Genomic DNA, 16329 nt, shown 5'->3' on the forward strand with positions numbered 1-16329 from the left:
GCCTGAAGAGACCTCAGAAGAATAACGTCGTCACCAGCGAATACAGCACGAAAAATCCGTTCGCCATCAACAGGCAGAAGACGGCAAAGGAGCCGAGGTCCTTGGCATGCCGCCCGACCGAGGAGATTTCCGGTGAAATACGGTCCACCAGCTCCTCGATGGCGGTATTCAACGCCTCCACCGAAAACAGAAGCAGCATCAGCACCGTAAAGACAAGAAGATGCGCAAACGGCGCGCCGACGACCAGAAGCAGGGCAAGCCCGACGCCGAAGGCGAGAACCTCATGCCGGAACGCCGCTTCCTGCCACAGCCGGCCAAGGCCCTGCACGGAATAGCGCGCGGCGGCAAAAAGATGCCGCCAACCTTTTTCCTTGCGAAAGGCGGGTTCCGGTTGCTTCTTTTGCGGCGTCAGGTCCATCTTCGGCCTCAATGGTCGGTGCGGGAACTGATGCGGGTGTCCACACCCGCCGCTTCGAATGTCGCCATGCCGGAATGGCAGGCGGCGGCGGCCTTGACGATGCCGGCGGCAAGCGCTGCCCCCGTGCCTTCGCCGAGCCGCATGCCAAGCGCCAAAAGCGGCGTCTTGCCGAGCTTTTCGATGGCGGCCAGATGGCCGGGCTCACCCGAGACATGGCCGATCAGGCAATGGTCGAGCGCCGAAGGATTGGCGGCCTTGAGGAGAGCGGCAGCAGCCGTCGCCACATAACCGTCGATCAGCACGGGAATCCGCTGCACACGGGCGGCAAGGATGGCGCCGGCAATCGCGGCGATCTCGCGTCCGCCGAGACGGCGCATGATCTCCAGCGGATCGGACAGATGATCCTTGTGGAACTCCACCGCTGCCTTCACCGCCGCGATCTTGCGGGCCATGACTTCGCCTTCCGAGCCGGTGCCGGGACCGGTCCATTCTTCCGCCGTGCCGCCATAAAGCGCGAGATTGATCGCCGCCGCAATGGTGGTGTTGCCGATGCCCATTTCGCCGACGCAGAGAAGATCGGTGCCGCCGGCAATCGCCTCCATGCCGAAGGCCATGGTGGCGGCGCAATCGCGCTCGGAAAGCGCCGGCTCGCAGGTGATGTCGCCGGTCGGGTAATCGAGCGCCAGATCGAAGATCTTCAGGCCAAGATCGTTTGCAACGCAGATCTGGTTGATCGCCGCGCCGCCTGCCGCGAAATTTTCCACCATCTGCTGGGTCACGGATGTCGGATAGGGCGTAACGCCGTGCCGGGTAACGCCATGATTGCCGGCGAAGATCGCCACCAGCGGGCGGGTGACGGCCGGAGAACGGCCGGACCAGGCAGCCAGCCACATGGCGATTTCTTCGAGACGTCCGAGCGAACCGGCAGGCTTGGTCAGCTGCGCATTGCGCTCCTTGGCCGCCACAAGCGCGTGCGTATCCGGGCCGGGAAGCTCGCGCAGCAGCGCGCGGAAATCGTCGAAGGGCAATCCGCTCATGCTCATGATATCTGTCTTTCTCGTCGTCAGGTTGGCTGTCGCATCGGCTCATGCGTCCGGAACTTGTGTTTTCCGGCAAATCGGTCTTTGTTGCGCCTCTCATAATCGCGGATGCGCCGCGGAACAACCGGAAATGCAGCGACTGCAACGGAGAGAGCATGAAGGCCGGGGATTTTATAACAGATGTCATGCATTCCCTCGCCTTTCTGAGCCGCCTGCCCGTTCCCTCGCGGTTTTTCGAAGATGCCGAGGGCGTGTCGATGCGCCGCACCGCCCGCGCCTTTCCCGCCGCCGGCCTGCTGATCGCCCTGCCCGCCGCTTTCCTTGTTGTCGTTTTCGCAGCCTTCGACGCCTCTCCGCAACTTACCGGCTGGCTCGTCATCGGCCTGACGGCGCTCATCACGGGCGCGCTGCACGAAGACGGCCTGGCCGACATGGCCGACGGTTTCGGCAGCGGCAAGGAAAAGGCGCGCATGCTCGAGATCATGAAGGACAGCCGCATCGGCAGCTATGGCACGATTGCCATGGTCCTGTCCTTTGCGCTTCGCGCCACCGCGCTCGCCTCGCTCGTTGAGACGCTGCCGGCAAAAACCGCCGCCGCTGCCCTGATCGCCGCGCTTGTCCTCAGCCGCGCCCTGATGGTGTGGCACTGGCAATCCCTGCCCGCCGCCAAAACCTCCGGCATCGCCGCCGGCGCCGGACAGCCGGGCACAAGCGAGCGCAACATCGCGCTGGTGATCGGGTTTTTGCTTTTCACACTCTTCACGCTGCATGCCCTGCCGCTCCTGTCGATTGCCCTGGTGCTGGCGGCAGCCTTTCTGGCGGCGGTGCTTTTCGGCAGGCTCTGCGACAGGAAGATCGGCGGCCATACCGGCGACACCATCGGCGCGTGCCAGCAGATCACGGAGATCGTTACCCTCATCGCCCTTGCCCTTGCGGCGTGACGGCCTGATATAAATCATCATGGAAACACCCTGCATCCATATCTGCCGCCTCGATGAAACCATGAGCCTCTGCATCGGCTGCGGGCGAACGCTGGATGAAATCGGCGGCTGGGCAGGGTATAGCGACGAGAAGCGCCGCGACATCATGCGGTTGCTGCCGCAAAGACTGGCAAACCTGCCCGAGACCGCCAAGGAGACGCATATCGCATGAACAGGCTGACCATCGTTCTCCTCCTGCTGGCCGTCGGCCTTGGCCTGCTTCTCATCAATCACGACGGCGGCCGAACGCTCGGCATCGATAATGATCAATTCGCCCACGTGCTTTATCTTCTGCCCATTGCCGGCCTATTATCGGCCGGCATTCTGGCGGGAAGACGCGGCAGCTTCGGCACCGTCATCCGCCAGCTCGCCGTCTGGCTCGTCATCATTCTCGGCCTCGTCTCGCTCTATCTCTATCGCTACGACCTGCAATCCTTCGGCGACCGGCTGCTGGGCGGCCTGATGCCCGGCCGCGCCGTGGTGGTGACGACGGCTGGCGGCGAACAGGAAATCGTCCTGCACAAATCGATGAGCGGCCATTTCGAGGCAAATGTCGGCGTCGAGGGCAAGACGATCCACATGCTCGTCGATACCGGTGCAAGTTCCGTGGTGCTCGCCAATGCGGATGCGGCCGCAATCGGCATCGACACCGCAAATCTCCGCTATACCGTACCGGTGATGACCGCGAATGGCCGCACGGCGGCAGCGCCCGTTACCCTTTCGGAAATCAGCATTGGCCCGATCATGCGACGCAACATCCCCGCCCTCGTCGCACAGGATGGCCAATTGGGCCAGAGCCTGCTCGGCATGAGCTTCCTGTCGACGCTGGGTTCGCTGCAGATGCAGACCGATGAATTGCGGTTGCGGGATCGATAAACCTCAGCCCCCTACGAGCTGTCGGCCCCTGAAAGGAAATACCCCGTTGCCTCCGCAATCGGGATATTCTTTTCGCGCACAAGGGCAACGGCAGGCCATTGCCCCTTGATTCCTTCCCATTTGATAATTTATGTTGGTTCCGTTCTCAGGGCGGGGTGCAATTCCCCACCGGCGGTATCGGGATTTTTCCCGGAGCCCGCGAGCGCTTCCGGTCTCCAAAGCCGGAAGGTCAGCAGATCCGGTGAGAGGCCGGAGCCGACGGTATAGTCCGGATGGAAGAGGACAAGGCATAAGACGCCCGCGCGTGAGCGGGCTTCGCATTGCATTGTTCGCCCAAGGGATATTTGGCGCTTCTTGAAGCGCGAAAATGCCGCAAAACGGCATAACCCCTTGAAAGGCTTGAAATAGAATGACCATTGCTAAAATTGAAGACGCGATAGATGCCATTTCCCGTGGCGAGATGGTGATTGTGGTTGACGATGAAGACCGCGAAAACGAAGGCGATATCATCGCCGCTTCCGACAGCATCACTCCGCAGCAGATCGCTTTCATGATGAATCATGCCCGCGGGCTGGTCTGCGTCGCCATGCCGGGTGAGCGCCTCGACGCGCTCGACATTCCGCTGATGGTGTCGCGCAACACCGAATCCCTCAAGACGGCCTTCACCGTCTCGGTGGACTATATTCCGGGCACCACGACAGGCATTTCCGCCGCCGACCGGGCAGAGACAGTGCGTGCGCTGGTGTCGGAGGGTTCGCGCCCGGAAGACTTCGCCCGTCCCGGCCACATCTTCCCGCTGCGCGCCAATCCGCAAGGTGTTCTCGGCCGCACCGGCCACACGGAAGCCGCCGTGGACCTCTGCCGCCTTGCCGGAAAATTCCCGTCCGGCACCATCTGCGAAGTTGCCAATGACGACGGCACCATGGCCCGCCTGCCCCAGCTCGAAGTCTTCGCCGAACGCCACGGCCTGCTCGTCGTGACGATCAAGGACCTCGTTGCTTACCTCAAGGGCGATGTTGTCGAAGACGTGGTGCAGAAGCAGGTTGCGTGAACTGCTGCTGGTGGTGTGAATACGAAAACGCCCGGCGCGAGCCGGGCGTAATGTTTGTGAAACCGTCTGGCTTCTCCTCTTCCGTCATGCCGGACTTGATCCGGCATCCAGCCACGGCGCGTCTGCGCCGTGAGAAGACTCTTTTGCGATCAAAGACTTGATCGCACTGGACCCCGGATCAAGTCCGGGGTGACGGAGGGAAAAAGCCGCGTCAACCTGACCCATAGGTCTGGCGCGCCCTATCATCCACCTCAGCGCTACCGCGTCGAAAACCCTACCAGCAGCAGAAACCGCCATCCACCAGCAGATCCACGCCCGTCACGAAGCTCGCCGCATCTGACAGCAGGAAGATCGCCGGACCAACCATCTCATCGACGCCCGCCATGCGCTGCATCGGCGTCTGTTCTTCGAACAGCTTGGTCTGGTGCACCATTTCCGGCCGCGTATTCATCGGCGTTGCGGTGTAACCCGGCGAGATGGTGTTGACGCGAATGCCGCGCCCCACCCACTCCATCGCCATGGATTTCGACATGTGGATGACGCCGGCCTTCGAGGCGTTGTAATGGCACTGCATCAGCCCGCGATTGACGATGACGCCGGACATCGAGGCGATGTTGACGATCGCGCCACGACCGTTCTTCAGCATGGCATTGGCTTCCGCCTGGCAGGAGAGGAAAACGCCCTTGAGGTTGATGTCCATCATCGTCTGGAACTGGCTTTCCTCCATCTCCTCGGCCGGATTGGCGTTGGCGATGCCGGCGGCATTGACGGCAAGTGAAAGCGCACCAAGCTCGGCCTCAGTACGCGCAACCGCTTCAGTCAATGCCTGCTTGCTGGTGACGTCAGCCGCAATCTGGATCGACTTGCGCCCGGCCTTTGCAATAAAATCAGCCGTCTGCGCCAGACCGTCATCGGTACGGCGATCAAGCAGCGCGACATTGGCGCCGGACTGGGCAAGCCCCATGGCGATCCGCTGGCCGATGCCGGAGCCGGCACCGGTGACAAGTGCCACCTGGCCGGAAAGATCGAAAAGTTTCGGCGCGTTGAGCGTGATGGTGGACATCGGTATTTCCTTCTTCAAATGGTAGCCAGTTCCATGACCGAGACGTCGTTTGCTTCGTCACGGTTGAGGATGCCGGCCTGTTTTCCCTGCGCGAGCACGAGGATGCGGTTCGATACGCCCAGCACTTCCTCGAGATCGGAACTGACGACGATGACGGCCACGCCGCTTTTCGCCAATCCGACGATGATATCGTAAATGCCCGCGCGTGCGCCGACATCGATGCCGCGGGTCGGCTCGTCCAGCACCACCACGCGCGGATTGCGGGCAAGCCATTTGGCAATGACCACCTTCTGCTGGTTGCCACCGGAAAGATCGGACGCCGGCTGTTCGCTGCGGCCCTTCACCCCGAATTTGGCGATGGCTTCCTTGGTAAAGGCGCGCTTGATGCGCGGCGTGATCCAGCCAGTGCCGACGCGGTCGAGATTGGCATAGATCAGGTTCTCGCCGATCTCGTGCTCCACCACCAGCCCCTGCAATTTGCGGTCTTCCGGCACCATGACGATGCCCTTCTCTATAGCGTCCGCCGGGCTTTTCAGCGCCAGCGCCTTGCCATCCAGCAGCACCTCACCCGCACTCGTCGGGTCGGCACCGGATATCGCCCGCACCAGCTCGGTGCGTCCCGCGCCGATCAGTCCGGCGATACCAAGGATTTCGCCGGCGCGAACGCCGAAGCTGATGTCACGGAAGGCATTGGTCGCGCCGGTCAGCCCCTTGACCTCCAGCACCACCTTGTCCTGCGGTTCCGGCAACGCCGGGAACAGGCGCTCCAGCGAGCGGCCGACCATGCTTTCAACGATGGTACGCACCGGCGTCGCGCTATCGGCAAATTCATGCACCCGCTCGCCATCGCGCAACACGACGATGCGGTCGGTGATCTGTTTGATCTCTTCCATGCGGTGGGAAATATAGATGATGCCGACGCCCTCGGCGCGCAGCTTGCGCACCTGCTCGAACAGCGCCTGCGTTTCCGCACCGCCAAGTGCCGCTGTCGGCTCATCGAGGATCAGAAGTTTCGCATCCAGCGCCAGCGCCTTGGCGATTTCGATCAGCTGCTGGTTGGCGGTCGAAAGACCGGCCACCTTGCGGGTGGCGGGAATGTGGAGATTGAGGCGCGCCAGCTGCTGCTGGGCTCTGCGCACCATCTCGGCGCGGTCGATAACGCCGTTCTTCATCAGCCAGCGACCGATGAAGACATTTTCAGCGATGGAAAGCTCCGGCAGAAGCTTCAGCTCCTGGTGGATGAGCACGATGCCCTTATCGATCGCCTCGCGGGGCGATGCAGGCGCGTATGGCTCTCCAAGCCATGTCATCTTGCCCTCGGACGGCTCACGCGAACCGGCGATGATACCTGACAGCGTGGATTTGCCCGCGCCGTTTTCACCCAGCAACGCCACCACTTCACCCGGATAGACATCGAGATCGACGGCTTTCAGAACCTCAAGCGGACCATAACGTTTGCTGATGCCACGGAGCGAAAGAACCGGCTCGCGCATGACGGGACCTCCCAGGACACATAAGCAGCGGGAATGCCCAAGCCTTGCGTCCGAAATAACCTAAAGACAAATCAGTGAATGCCCCGCGCATCCCAAGGGTCGCGCGGGGCAGCAGGATCAGGGATGGTTGGCGATGAAGCCTTCGACATTTTCCTTTGTCGTCAGCGTCGCATCGGAGAGTTGCACGGCCGGAACCTTCTCGCCGCCGACGATCTTGACGGCCATTTCCACAGCCATGCGGCCCATCTTCTGGGTCTGCTGCGTCGCGGTCACGTCGAACACGCCGTTCTTCAGCGCCTCAAGGGCTGCCGTATCACCATCAAAGCCACCAACGACGATCTTCTGCGAAGGGTTGGCGACCTTGATTGCCTGCGCCGCGCCGAGCGCCAGACCGTCGGCCTGCGCAAAGACGATGGAGACATCCGGATTGGCCTGCAGCATGTTCTGCATGATCTGGAAGCCTTCATCCTGGCTCCACATGTTCGACCACTGTTCGGCGACGATCTTCACGCCGGAATTGGCGTTTACCGATTCCATGCAGCCCTTGGTGCGGTCCACTTCCGGTGTCGTGCCCTTCTGGCCATGGATGATGACCATCTTGCCCGAACCACCGGCCTGCTTGATGATGTAATCGCAAACCGCCTTGGCGGAGGCGACGGAATCGGTGGCAAGGAAGGTATCGCCCGGCGCGCCATCGGCATTGCGGTCGATGTTGATGACGGGAACGCCGGAGGCCTTGGCAAGCTTTACAGGAACGGTCGCAGCGGCGGCACCGGCCGGAATGTAGATCAGCGCATCGATATTCTGGGTCAGCAGATCCTGGATCTGGTTCACCTGCGTCGGGCCATCGCCCTTGGCGTCAACGGTGACGACGGCAATGCCGCGCGTCTTGGCTTCGGCTTCAACGGCCTGCTTGATCTGGTTGAAGAAGTTCGCCTGCAGATTGGCGACGGCAAGGCCGATCTTCTTGACTTCGGCGGCATTGGCCTGGCCGAGCGACATGGCGAGAAGGGCGGCGGATGTCAGCAGAATGCGTGAAAATTTCATGATTATTCCTCCATTTGTTGATTGTTGACCTTCGGGCAGATCAAACCTCCTCCCCTCCGGCCGTTTTTCACGCCTCCCATGCCGGGAGGGTCGTTTATTGCGCGGACGGCTCTTCGCCATCCGCAGGCAAATTCAGCTTCTGCGGCGACGCAAGGTTTCAGCGCCCACGGCCAGCACGATGACCACACCGATGATGACCTGCTGCAAAAAGGGAGAAACGTTGAGCAGATTGAGGCCGTTGCGCAGCACGCCGATGATCAGCACGCCGATCAGGGTGCCGCCAATGCCGCCCGCACCGCCCGAAAGCGAGGTTCCGCCGATGACGACAGCCGCAATCGTATCCAGCTCGTAACCGAAGCCGCTGGAGGGCTGCACCGAGTCGAGACGTGCTGCAAGAACGATGCCGGCCAGACCGGCCAGAACCGCACAGGCGACATAAACGCAGATCGTCACCAGCGGCACGTTGATGCCCGCAAGACGCGCCACTTCCGGGTTGCCGCCAACAGCATAAACCGTGCGGCCTTCGGAGCGGAAACGCAGAAAAATCCAGGTCACAAGCACCACGACCAGCATCAGCAGCACGGTTGCGGTCAACACGCCGAAATGACGCTCTATCGCCAGCATCATGAACCAGTCAGGAAAACCGACGATCTGCTGTCCATCGGTGATCATATTGGCGAGACCGCGCGCCACCGACATCATCGCCAGCGTGGCAATAAAAGCAGGCACCCGAAAGGCCGTCACCAGAATACCGACCACGAGGCCGCAGGCGGCAGAGGCGACAAGCGCCAGCACGATGGCCATGCCCATCGGCATGCCCGCGACATTGGCCGTCCAGCCCATGATCATCATCGACAGCGCCAGCACCGAGCCGACGGACAGATCGATGCCGCCAAGCAGGATCACGAAGGTCATGCCGACGGCCATGATGCCGAGCACTGTGATCTGGTCGAGAATGTTGAGCCCGTTTCGGAGCGACAGGAAGTTCTCGCTGGCGAAAGTCAAAAAGACACACAGCAGCAGCAGGCCCAAAAGCGGTCCGGTCGCACCACTCAGCCAGGCAAGCGGGCTCCTGGTGTGCGTGACCCCCTCATTGCGTTCAAGCGCGGACATGGCTCCTCCCGATGACTGTCTTGCATTTTTTTAAACCGATTAGAATAATTATTCATCATCGGCGAAACATGCATAAGCCAGTTGAGAGAAGCTTGTCAATAGGGCTTTCACGGCAATGCCGATACCGCCGGACGATAAACAATCCGCAATTCCATCTTGACAGAAACGCCACGTCTGCAATTATATAAATAGATGCATAAATATTCACACGCATGTTTTGAAGAGGATTCCATGCAGTCCCAGGAGCTAGAGCGCATTGCGCGCCAGATTCGCCTTCGCGACGTACAGGCTGTTTTTGAAGCGGGTGCGGGCCATGTCGGCGGCGAAATGTCGGCTATCGACATCATGACGGCCCTTTACTTCCGCGTCCTGCGCATCTGGCCGGATGATCCGAAGAACCCTGCCCGCGACCGCTTCGTGCTTTCCAAGGGCCATACGGCCTGCGCGCTGTATGTGACGCTTGCCAAGCGCGGTTTCATCCCGGAAGAGGAAATCTCGACCTTCCTGCAGCCGAATTCGCGCCTCAACGGCCATCCGAACTGTAACAAGGTGCCGGGTGTGGAAACCAATACCGGCCCGCTCGGTCACGGACTGCCGGTTGCCGTCGGCATGGCCAAGGCGGCCAAGCTTTCCGGTGCGGACTACCACACCTATGTCATGACCGGCGACGGCGAAATGCAGGAAGGCTCCAACTGGGAAGCCATCATGTCCGCAGCGCAATTCGGCCTCAATAATCTGACGCTGATCGTCGATCACAACCGCTTCCAGCAGGGTGCGGCGCTTTCGGAAACCAACGATGTCGCGCCGCTTCGCCCGAAGCTCGAGGCTTTCGGCTGGGAAGTCAGCGAAATCAACGGCAACGCCATGGCGGAAGTCGTGCCGGCGCTGGAGCATCGCGGCAACCGCCCGCATTGCATCGTCGCCCACACCAACAAGGGTCACGGCATTTCCTTCATGCAGGACCGCGTTGACTGGCACCACAAGGTTCCGAGCAGGGAACAATATGAAATCGCCGTCAAAGAACTTTCGGAGACATTGTAATGAACGCGCCCGTAACCGCCGCCAAGCTTTATGACTGCCGCGACGCCTTCGCCGAAACGCTGGAAGCGCTGGCCGCCGGCAATGACAGGGTCGTCGCCGTCTGCAACGATTCGGTCGGCTCCTCGAAGCTCGGCGGCTTCAAGTCGAAATTCCCCGAGCGCCTCGTGAATGTCGGCATTGCCGAACAGAATATGGTCGGCGTCGGCGCCGGTCTCGCCAATGGCGGCCAGTTGCCCTTCGTCTGCGGCGCGTCCTGCTTCCTCACCGGCCGCGCGCTGGAGCAGATCAAGGCCGACCTTGCTTATTCCAACGCCAATGTGAAGCTGATCGGCATATCCTCGGGCATGGCCTATGGCGAACTCGGCCCGACGCATCATTCCATCGAAGATTTCGCCTGGACCCGCGTTCTGCCGAACCTGCCGGTCATCGCGCCCTGCGACCGCATCGAAACGGCCGCCGCCGTCAAATGGGCGGCGGACTATGCCGGCCCCTGCTTCCTGCGGCTGTCACGCGTCGGCGTGCCGGATCTGCTGCCGGAAGGCCATGTCTTCGAACTCGGCCGCGCCAACCTGCTGCGTGAAGGTTCCGACCTGACTTTGATCGCCAATGGCACGCTGACCCACCGCATCGTCAAGGCCGCCGATATTCTGGCCAGCCGTGGCGTCAAGGCGCGGGTGCTGAACATGGCGACCGTGCGCCCCATCGATGAGGCGGCGATCGTCACTGCTGCGAAGGAAACCGGCGCGATCCTGACGGCTGAAGAACATTCGATCTTCGGCGGCCTTGGTTCGGCCATTGCCGAAGTCGTGGTCGAACAGGCCCCCGTGCCGATGAAACGTCTCGGCGTTCCCGGCGTCTTTGCCCACACCGGTTCGGCCGAATGGCTGCTGGATCAATTCGGTATGGCCCCTGAAGCCATCGCGGATGCGGCGCAGACGCTGATCAAGAGAAAATAAAGTCTCCTCCCAGGGTCGTCGCGTGTCTTCGGATGCGCGGCGACACCCTTTCTGCAATATCGTCGTTTAATCCCCGCAAGGCCCAAACGAAAAACTGCCGACGAAAGACCTCCATGATGCGCGCCATTCTGTCCATCGATCAGGGCACCACCAATTCCAAGGCCATACTCGTCTCGGAAAGCGGAGAGCTGCTGGCGCGCGGCTCATCTCCCGTCGGCATCGCCTATCCGCAGCCCGGCTGGGTGGAACAGGATCCGAACCGCATCTGGGCCTCGGTCCGTGAAGCGATCTCCGCCTGCCTCGGCGCCGCCCCCTCTGACATCGATGTCGCGGCCATCGCCATTTCCAACCAGCGCGAATCCGTCACCATATGGGATGGCGAAACCGGCGAGCCGCTCGGCCCGGTGCTCAGCTGGCAATGCCGCCGCACGGCGCAGGACTGCGCCGAACTGGTCGAAAAGGGCCATTCCGAGCACGTCATGGCGCTGACCGGCCTGCCGATCGACCCCATGTTTCCCGGCGCAAAAATGCGCTGGCTGCTGGAGCGTGCCCCGAAGGGGCGCAGGCTCCGTGTCGGCACCATCGATAGCTGGCTCATCCATTGCTTCACCGGCGGCAAGGTGCATGCCTGCGACGCCTCCAACGCCGCCCGCAGCCAGGTGCTCGATCTCAACCGGCAGGTCTGGAGCGATGAGCTTTGCGAGCTCTTCGGCATCGATATCAACACCCTGCCCGCTCTGCGCGATAGCAGCGGCGACTTCGGCACCACATCAGGCGTTCCCGGTATCAAGGACGGCACACCGATCCTCGCCGCCATCGGCGACAGCCACGCAGCCCTCTTTGGCCACGGCGCCTTCAACCCCGGTGACGGCAAGGTCACTTTCGGCACCGGCTCATCTGTGATGACCACCTTGCCGCATTTCATCGCGCCAGAACGCGGCATCACCACCACGGTCGCATGGCGGCTCGGCGGCAAACCGACCTTCGCTTTTGAAGGCAATATTCTCGTTTCGGCAGCCTCCCTGCCCTGGATGACGGAGATTCTTGGCCTGCCGGATGTCGCCGCGCTGGTGGAACTCGCCGCCACTGCCGAGCCAAACGGCCCCGGTTTCGTGCCGGCCTTCGTTGGCCTCGGTGCGCCCTATTGGGATACCAATGCGCGTGCATTGTTCTCGCAGATCAATTTCAGCACCACGCGTGCCCAGATGGCCCGCGCCGTCACTGACTCGATTGCCTTTCAGGTCCATGACGTCTTCGCCGCCATGCGCGCACAGTCGCCTTCGGGCTTTGGACGCCTGTTCGTGGATGGCGGCCCGAGCCAGAACCGTTTCCTGATGCAATGTGTCGCCGACATGCTGCAACACCCCGTCATCCAGCGTGACGCGCCGGAAGCCTCGGCACTGGGTGCCGCCTATCTCGCCGGCCTCGCCCTCGGTGTCTGGAGCGATCTCGATGCCATCGCGGCGTTGAACAGCAACGGCAACACCATCGCGCCGTCCGCGAGCGAAAACAGCCAGCAGCTCAGCGTCTGGCGCGATGCGATTGCCCGCTCGACCTTGCCTGTAACCTCGGGTAATGGTGAATAAAAATTCACCCTGGAGGGCTTATGGGCAGGCTAAACGAACTTCGAATGATATCCCGCGTGGCGCAGATGTATTTCAGCGAGCACAAAAGGCAGGCGGAAATTGCGCAGCATCTCAACCTGTCGCAGGCCACCGTCTCGCGCATGTTGAAGCGTGCCGAGGCCGAAGGTATCGTCCGCACCAGCATCATTCCGCCGCCCGGCACCTATAGCGATCTGGAAGCGCAGCTGCGCGAACGTTTCGACCTGCCGGAAGCCATCGTTGTCGATTGCAGCGAGGATCGCGACGGCGCGATCATGGCCCGCATCGGCGAGGCAGCGGCGCATTTCCTCGAGGTGACGCTGTCACAGAACGAGATCATCGGCGTCTCCAGCTGGAGCCAGACAATCTTCAAGATGGTGGAAAACATCCACCCGCTTAAAGGTGCCAAGGCGCGTTATATCGTCCAGACGCTGGGCGGCATGGGCGATCCTTCCGTTCAGACGCATGCGACCCAGATCACCACCCGGCTGGCGCGGCTGACGGAGGCCGAACCGAAGCTGCTGCCGGTGCCGGGCGTCGCCACCTCGCGCGAAGCCAAGCTCTTGATGCTCGCCGATCCCTTCGTGCGCGAAACCATCGATCTCTTCGGGTCGATCACGCTCGCCATCGTCGGCGTCGGCGCCGTCGAACCATCTGAGCTTCTCGCCCGTTCCGGCAACATTTTTTCCGCCAAGGAACTGGCCGATCTCGCCCAGGCGGGTGCGGTGGGCGACATCTCGCTGCGCTTCTTCGACAGGCAAGGCAAGCCGGTGAAGACGCCGCTCGACGACCGGGTCATCGGCCTGCCGCTGGAAAATCTCTCCAATGTCGACCGCGTCATTGCGCTGGCCGGCGGCTCGAAAAAGACCGAGGCGATTGCCGGTGCGCTCAGAACCGGTGTGATCGACGTGCTCGTCACCGATAAATTCACCGCCGAACGACTGGTCGGCAAGGAAACATAGCCAAAATCCCATAAAGGAGGAGACATGAGGCGCTTTGAAGGTCAATCCGTATTCGTGACCGGAGGCAACAAGGGCATCGGATACGGCATCGCCCGCCGTTTTGCCGAGGAAGGCGCAAAAGTCGCCATCGCCTCTGTCGACAGGGACACCCATGACGCCGCCAGAAAACTAGCGGACGAAACTGGCGCGGTCACACACGGCGTCATCCTCGATGTGCGCGACGCGGCAGCGGTGCGCGAGGCCTATGGTGCTGCCGAAGAAGCGATCGGCGCGCTTTCCATCTCCGTCCAGAATGCCGGCGTCATCACCATTTCCAAGATCGAGGAACTGACGCAGGAACAGTGGGATTTCAATCTCGACGTCAACACCAAGGGCGCGTTCCTCTGCTGCCAGGAGGCAATCCGCCGCTTCCGCGAAAGCGGCACCAAGGGCCGCCTCGTCAACACCGCTTCCGGCCAGGCGCGTCAAGGCTTCATCTATACCCCGCATTATGCCGCCTCGAAATTCGGCGTTATCGGCCTGACACAAAGCCTTGCCAAGGAACTGGCGCCTGAAGGCATCACCGTCAACGCCATCTGCCCGGGCATCATCCACACCGAAATGTGGGACTATAACGACCGCGTCTGGGGCCAGATGCTGGGCGACTACAAGCCGGGCGAACTAATGGCCGAATGGGTACGCAACATCCCCATGCGCCGCGCTGGAACGCCCGCCGAAGTCGCCGCACTGGTGGCGTTTCTGGCTTCCGAAGATGCGGCATACATCACTGGGCAGACGATCAATGTCGACGGCGGGTTGATCATGTCGTAAGGCTTGTTTGGGAACGGGGCAGAACGCCCCGATCTCCCTCATCCCTGTGCCTGTCACAGGGATCCAGCCAGCCCAAGTCCTTGGGCTGAAAGGACCTCCCCGCCGCGCAGACGCGCGTCGGCTGGATTCCTGTGACAGGCACAGGAATGAAGGGAATGCGGATGCCGTCAGTTGCGCAGCCGATACCCCGTCTTGAACATCCAGCCGACAACACCGAGGCACAGCGCCAGAAACAGCGTGATCATCGCCAGGCTGATGGCAGGATTGACGTCGGCGATCTCATAAAAACTCCAGCGGAAACCGCTGATGAGATAAAGCACCGGGTTGAAGTGGCTGACCGTCTGCCAGAAGGGCGGCAGCATGTCGATGGAATAGAAGCTGCCACCGAGGAAGGTCAGCGGCGGCACCACCAGCATGGGGATGAGGTTCAGCTGCTCGAAATTCGTCGCCCAGATGCCGATAATGAAGCCGAACAGGCTGAAGCTCACTGCCGTCAGCACGAAGAACAGGATCATCATGAACGGGTGGGCGATGGTGATATCCACGAAGAAGGAAGCGGTAATCAGGATGATCGTGCCGATCATCAGCCCCTTGGTCGCCGCCGCCCCGACATAACCGGCCAGAATTTCCGTCATCGCCACCGGTGCGGAGAGGATTTCATAGACTGTACCGGTGAATTTCGGGAAATAGATGCCGAAGGAGCCGTTGCCGATACATTGCGTCAGAAGCGTCAGCATGATGAGGCCGGGCGTTATGAACGCGCCGTAGGAAACACCGCCAACCTCCTGAATCCGCGAACCGATCGCGGTTCCGAATACGATGAAATAAAGCGATGTGGAAATGACCGGGGAGACCACGCTCTGCAGCAGGGTGCGGCGCGTGCGCGCCATTTCGAACAGATAGATGGCCTTGATGGCTTCGAAATTCATTTCTGGCCTCCCACCAGCGAAACGAAGATATCCTCAAGCGAACTCTGCCGCGTTGAAATATCCTTGAAATGGATGTTGGCGGCGAAAAGAGCGCTCAGAACATCGGCAATGCGGCTCTGTTCGCCATTATCCTCGATTTCATAGGTGACGGTGCAGCGGTCATCGGAAAGCGTCAGACCGAAGGGCGCAAGACTGTCGGGCAATTGCTCCACGGGCTGGGCAAGCTCCAGGAAAAGCTGCTTGCGGCCGAGTTTCTTCATCAGCGCCGTCTTTTCTTCCACCAGCAGCAATTCGCCGCCGTTGATGACGCCCACGCGGTCGGCGATTTCTTCCGCCTCTTCGATGTAATGCGTGGTGAGGATGATGGTGACACCTTTGGCGCGCAGCTCGGAAACCACATTCCACATGTCGCGGCGCAGCGCCACATCCACGCCGGCCGTCGGCTCGTCAAGGAACAGAACCTTCGGCTCATGCGCGAGCGCCTTGGCGATCAGCACACGCCGTTTCATGCCGCCGGAAAGCTCCCGAAGCATATTGTCCTTCTTGTTCCAGAGCGACAGCGATTTCAGGATACGCTCGATCAGCTCCGGGTTCTTCTTTTGCCCGTGCAGGCCGCGCGAGAAGCTGACGGTGTTCCACACCGTCTCGAACTGGTCTGTGGTCAATTCCTGCGGCACGAGGCCGATCAGGGCGCGGGTCTGGCGAAAATCCTTCACCACATCGTGCCCGCCGACAAGAACCGAACCTTCACCGGGATTGACGAGGCCGCAGACGATGGAGATCAATGTCGTCTTGCCAGCACCATTCGGACCGAGAAGAGCGAGGATTTCCCCCTCTTTGATATCGAGGCTGACACCTTTGAGCGCCTGAAAGCCGTTTGCGTAGGATTTTGTCAGATTCCGTATCGAAACAATGGCATTCATGGCGAATCTTTCGAAAAACCGAG

At 61.2% G+C, this 16329-nt stretch carries 17 protein-coding genes and 1 riboswitch; of the genes, 9 read left to right on the top strand and 8 right to left on the bottom strand.

Translation table 11 applies throughout. The features are described from left to right. Nucleotides 1-13 precede the first annotated feature (13 nt). The gene (locus tag ACIK7D_RS08650; protein ID WP_137003712.1) at nt 14-418 is read right to left on the bottom strand and encodes a diacylglycerol kinase; all 405 of its coding nucleotides are present in this window, start codon (nt 416-418) and stop codon (nt 14-16) included. Between the two features lie 8 nt (nt 419-426). After that, nucleotides 427-1461: a nicotinate-nucleotide--dimethylbenzimidazole phosphoribosyltransferase gene (gene cobT / locus ACIK7D_RS08655; protein WP_020012887.1), complete on the bottom strand. Its 1035-nt coding sequence runs from the start codon at nt 1459-1461 to the stop codon at nt 427-429. 152 nt (nt 1462-1613) lie between these two features. On the opposite strand from cobT, the gene ACIK7D_RS08660 reads away from it, so the two are divergent. The 4 genes from ACIK7D_RS08660 (at nt 1614) to ribB (ending at nt 4365) form a co-directional block, all read left to right on the top strand. After that, the gene (locus tag ACIK7D_RS08660; RefSeq protein WP_400156095.1) at nt 1614-2399 is read left to right on the top strand and encodes an adenosylcobinamide-GDP ribazoletransferase; all 786 of its coding nucleotides are present in this window, start codon (nt 1614-1616) and stop codon (nt 2397-2399) included. 19 nt (nt 2400-2418) lie between these two features. After that, on the top strand, nt 2419-2610 hold the full coding sequence (locus ACIK7D_RS08665) for a DUF1289 domain-containing protein (protein WP_137453043.1): 192 nt from the start codon (nt 2419-2421) through the stop codon (nt 2608-2610). Then, nucleotides 2607-3314, top strand: coding sequence for a TIGR02281 family clan AA aspartic protease (locus tag ACIK7D_RS08670; RefSeq protein ID WP_137003715.1), 708 nt, complete (start codon nt 2607-2609; stop codon nt 3312-3314). Before ACIK7D_RS08665 ends, ACIK7D_RS08670 begins: the two co-directional genes overlap by 4 nt. Nucleotides 3315-3451: 137 nt before the next feature. Beyond that, nucleotides 3452-3602: riboswitch (FMN riboswitch) on the top strand. Nucleotides 3603-3723: 121 nt separating this feature from the next. Further along, a complete protein-coding gene (ribB, locus tag ACIK7D_RS08675; RefSeq protein ID WP_400156096.1) occupies nt 3724-4365 on the top strand; it encodes a 3,4-dihydroxy-2-butanone-4-phosphate synthase in 642 nt (213 codons plus the stop codon). 274 nt (nt 4366-4639) lie between these two features. On the opposite strand, the gene ACIK7D_RS08680 is transcribed toward ribB, so the two are convergent. From ACIK7D_RS08680 to ACIK7D_RS08695, 4 genes are all read right to left on the bottom strand, one after another. Next, nucleotides 4640-5428 carry an SDR family oxidoreductase gene (locus tag ACIK7D_RS08680; RefSeq protein ID WP_065115987.1) on the bottom strand — a complete coding sequence of 263 codons (789 nt, stop codon included), beginning with the start codon at nt 5426-5428 and terminating at the stop codon, nt 4640-4642. Nucleotides 5429-5442: 14 nt separating this feature from the next. Beyond that, the gene (locus ACIK7D_RS08685) at nt 5443-6921 is read right to left on the bottom strand and encodes a sugar ABC transporter ATP-binding protein (protein WP_400156097.1); all 1479 of its coding nucleotides are present in this window, start codon (nt 6919-6921) and stop codon (nt 5443-5445) included. A 117-nt stretch (nt 6922-7038) separates the two neighbouring features. Beyond that, a complete protein-coding gene (locus tag ACIK7D_RS08690; RefSeq protein WP_400156098.1) occupies nt 7039-7968 on the bottom strand; it encodes a sugar ABC transporter substrate-binding protein in 930 nt (309 codons plus the stop codon). A gap of 132 nt (nt 7969-8100) precedes the next feature. Continuing rightward, nucleotides 8101-9081 carry an ABC transporter permease gene (locus ACIK7D_RS08695; RefSeq protein ID WP_127758017.1) on the bottom strand — a complete coding sequence of 327 codons (981 nt, stop codon included), beginning with the start codon at nt 9079-9081 and terminating at the stop codon, nt 8101-8103. A 231-nt stretch (nt 9082-9312) separates the two neighbouring features. On the opposite strand from ACIK7D_RS08695, the gene ACIK7D_RS08700 reads away from it, so the two are divergent. The 5 genes from ACIK7D_RS08700 (at nt 9313) to ACIK7D_RS08720 (ending at nt 14454) form a co-directional block, all read left to right on the top strand. Continuing rightward, a complete protein-coding gene (locus ACIK7D_RS08700) occupies nt 9313-10122 on the top strand; it encodes a transketolase (RefSeq protein WP_052817934.1) in 810 nt (269 codons plus the stop codon). Then, on the top strand, nt 10122-11078 hold the full coding sequence (locus ACIK7D_RS08705; RefSeq protein WP_400156099.1) for a transketolase family protein: 957 nt from the start codon (nt 10122-10124) through the stop codon (nt 11076-11078). The genes ACIK7D_RS08700 and ACIK7D_RS08705 overlap by 1 nt, the downstream gene beginning before the upstream one ends. Before the next feature lie 116 nt (nt 11079-11194). Then, nucleotides 11195-12664 carry an FGGY family carbohydrate kinase gene (locus tag ACIK7D_RS08710; protein WP_400156382.1) on the top strand — a complete coding sequence of 490 codons (1470 nt, stop codon included), beginning with the start codon at nt 11195-11197 and terminating at the stop codon, nt 12662-12664. Between the two features lie 20 nt (nt 12665-12684). Next, the gene (locus tag ACIK7D_RS08715; protein WP_003520399.1) at nt 12685-13644 is read left to right on the top strand and encodes a sugar-binding transcriptional regulator; all 960 of its coding nucleotides are present in this window, start codon (nt 12685-12687) and stop codon (nt 13642-13644) included. Nucleotides 13645-13668: 24 nt separating this feature from the next. Next, nucleotides 13669-14454, top strand: a complete 786-nt coding sequence (locus ACIK7D_RS08720) for an SDR family oxidoreductase (protein WP_400156100.1) — start codon at nt 13669-13671, stop codon at nt 14452-14454. A 167-nt stretch (nt 14455-14621) separates the two neighbouring features. Here ACIK7D_RS08720 and ACIK7D_RS08725 read toward each other — a convergent pair whose 3' ends face one another. After that, nucleotides 14622-15383 carry an ABC transporter permease gene (locus ACIK7D_RS08725; protein ID WP_003520396.1) on the bottom strand — a complete coding sequence of 254 codons (762 nt, stop codon included), beginning with the start codon at nt 15381-15383 and terminating at the stop codon, nt 14622-14624. Next, a complete protein-coding gene (locus ACIK7D_RS08730; protein WP_078052751.1) occupies nt 15380-16306 on the bottom strand; it encodes an ABC transporter ATP-binding protein in 927 nt (308 codons plus the stop codon). Before ACIK7D_RS08730 ends, ACIK7D_RS08725 begins: the two co-directional genes overlap by 4 nt. Nucleotides 16307-16329: the final 23 nt, after the last annotated feature.

This window comes from Agrobacterium sp. P15N1-A, from assembly GCF_044626815.1.
Classification (GTDB): domain Bacteria; phylum Pseudomonadota; class Alphaproteobacteria; order Rhizobiales; family Rhizobiaceae; genus Agrobacterium; species Agrobacterium leguminum.